The following is a 2,860-nucleotide window of genomic DNA, read 5'->3' on the forward strand; positions in this document are numbered from 1 at the left end:
CCCATGACTAGGGCGGGTTCGGGGGCGGGGAGGTAGTTTTTGCCGATCTTCGCCGCGCTTTGGCGGTTGGCCAGTATCCAGTTGAGCGCGTTTTTCAAATCCTGATGGAAGAGGTCGAACTGCGCCTTGTGTGCGTGGAAATATTCTTCGTTGGCGATGATGCCTGCCATCGGAATCAGCGGTTTGGTATCAAACGCCTGCCCCCATGCCTTCACCAAATCAAAGCCGCGCACGACGTTTACGCCCATGGTTTTGCCTTTAAGTAGGCTGGCGGTCGCCATCGGTTCGGGCAGGATGGCGGCGTGGTAGTCCTTGCTTAAAAATAGTCCGACTGCTTCGGGCGGCGTGGCGGTGTAAGTGATGCCGACTTTATGCGCGTCGATTTTCAGTTTTTTCAACAAGGCTTGCAGCACGATGTCGGGCATATCGTTTTTAAACGGTACGAGGATTTTTTTGCCGATCAAATCCTGCGGCGAGGTAATCGCGCTGCCTTTGCACATCAGCTGCGTGATGCCGTTGGTCAAAATATTCACCATGCCGACTTTCTGCCCTTGGTTACGCAGGTTTACGCCGACATTGCTCGGACTCATCATCACTTTAAATTGCCCACTCGCCACGCCCGCGCGCAGTTGGTCGGGCGAACGCCAGATTTTCAGCGACACATCCGCCTGCTTCGCCAGCTTGCCTTGCAACGCCGCTACGGCAATGGTTACGCTGGGCATTGCCGGTGCGCCGTACACGGTAAATTGTTCTTTACCTGCAGCCAACAATAAAGGCGAAACGCCTGCTGCTGCCAGCGCAGCGGTCATTTTTAAGAAATCACGTCTTTTCATATCCATTTTTTATCTCCTAATTCTTAATAAGCCAGTGTAGGCATTCTTTCAGACGGCCTGATTTTAAAAAGCCGTGTGCAAACTCAACCAATATGTCCTGCCCGGTGCATACACCACGCCGGGCGACAGGGCGAGGACGTGGTCGCCGCTGATGTGTTCGGCGTATTTTTTGTTGAACACGTTGTTCACGCCCAAGCGTAAGCCGTATTTGTCTTTGATGTTTACGCCTGCGTAAAGGTCGGCAACGGTAAAGCCTTTGGCGGCTTCGCGTTTGTCTATGCCCAGACCGCTTGCCGCATCAAAATCGCCGCGCGTTTGTTTGGCGACAAAGCGTGTTGCCGCGCCGATGTTGTAGCTGCCGTGGGCAAAGTAGTTTTTGTAGTCGGCTTGGACGGCGGCTTCAAACGGACGGATTTGATAGAGCGGCCTGCCGTCGGTTTCGTTGTGGCCGTAGTTGTAGGCGGCTTTGATGCCGGCCGCCCAATGCGGATTGAAGTTGTAACGCGCGTAGGCCTGCGCGGTGAATAGGCGTGCGTCCACGTTGCGTGTGATGATGCCGCCGCTGTTGGATGAAATACCGCTTTGTCCGCGTGCGCGGTCAAAAATAATCAGGTCTTTGACTTTGTCCGCCACAAGTGTGCCGCCTACGTTCCAGCCTGCGCCTGCCAGCGAGTTCATGTAGCCGTTGTAGTAGTCGTTGCGGCTGTCGGCGGTGAGCTTGATGCGGTTGTGTCTTTCAGTTTTCAGCAGGGGATTGCCTGCGATGGCGGCGGCTGGGGTTTGATTCATCAACGCGCCGTTCATGCGGTTTTGCACGATGGCGGCAAGCGAGTTGAAGCGTTCGGTGTTGTCGCCGATGCGTTCCAAATGTGCGAGGGAAACGCTGTATTTTTGCGTTTCAGACGGCGTGAAATCGTATTTGAGTTCGCCCGACAAAGCATGACGGCGCACTTTGCCGTTGAAGTCGCAGCCGTAATGGGTTTTCCAGATTTGTTGCGCCGATGCGAAGGCGAGATTGCGGTTCATCGGATGGGCGGGCTGTGCCGTATTTTTGCGAACATCCGCTTCATTGAGTTCGTAGCTCAAACCCAAGCCCAGTTTGTGTCGGTCGTCAAACTTGTAAGACAGGGTATCGGCAATGCGCCAGCGGTCGATGTGCACATCGGCGAAACGGTAGCCGTTGAGGAAGTCGCGCATGGGAGTGTGGGCGTTGCGCTCGCCGTTTTGGCTGTCGTTGCGATAGCTGACGGCGGCCGTGTTGTGGAACTTGCCGAAGTCCGCGTCGTGTTTGAGCGAGGAATCATACACTTTGCGGTCAAGTTCTACAAACACTTGCTGCGGTGTGTTGTTTTGGCGCAGGGAGTAATTGTCGGCGCGGCGTTTGAGTTTGATGATGCCTGCTTCCGCGCTGACCGTATTGCTCAAATCGGCATTGCCCCAACGCGCGCTGAGTTTGGCGATGTGGCGTTCGGTGTCTAATGCGTCGTTGACGAACTGCGGTTGGCGGTCGTCGTTGATGTCGTCGTGCAGATAAGTGAGGCGGTATTCTTGATTTTCAGACGGCACGAAACCGAGTACCAAAGCCTGATTGAAGCGGCTGTATTTCCAATCGGTGTCGCGCCCGCCGCCATCTTTGTAGCCGTTTGCCTTGGTGTGATTGAGGTTTGCCACGCCGTATACCTTCGCCCCGCGCGCTTGCGCGGTGACGGAGTTGTAAAAGCTTTTGCCGTAAAAGCCGCTGTTTGCCTTCAGCGGGCGGAAGGCTTGGTCTATGTTTTCGGTAACAAAGTAATGATTGCTGCGGTCGGTGCGGTCGAATTGGTTTTCGGGGAAATAGCCCTGAGCCGCGGTCGGCGCAATCGGCTTGGGAGGCGAGAAGGTTTTGACAGGCTGGATTTCGTCAGGGTCTGCCAAGGTTTCGGCAAAGCCGTTTGCGGCGGCAAAACTGCTCATTAACAAGCAAATCAAATGGTTTTGTTTCATGATTTATATTCCGATAATCATTTTTATTTATTATGCTCTTAGAG

General features: G+C 54.3%; 2 protein-coding genes. Both read right to left on the reverse strand.

Annotated features, from left to right (window positions below; translation table 11 throughout):
* A partial coding sequence (locus ACTHUT_RS17085) for an ABC transporter substrate-binding protein (RefSeq protein WP_440419165.1) occupies window positions 1–839 on the reverse strand: 839 nt, incomplete at its 3' end.
* 57 nt (window positions 840–896) lie between these two features.
* Window positions 897–2,816 (reverse strand): TonB-dependent receptor, encoded by a 1,920-nt coding sequence (locus ACTHUT_RS17090; protein WP_440419167.1) that lies wholly within the window; start codon window positions 2,814–2,816, stop codon window positions 897–899.
* Window positions 2,817–2,860 lie beyond the last annotated feature (44 nt).

It is taken from the genome of Neisseria sp. P0022.S010 (assembly GCF_051956635.1).

Bases quoted from the DNA above. Each gene is read 5' to 3' on its own strand.
- ACTHUT_RS17090 (WP_440419167.1), bottom strand. From the start codon at position 2,816: ATGAAACAAAACCATTTGATTTGCTTGTTAATGAGCAGTTTTGCCGCC.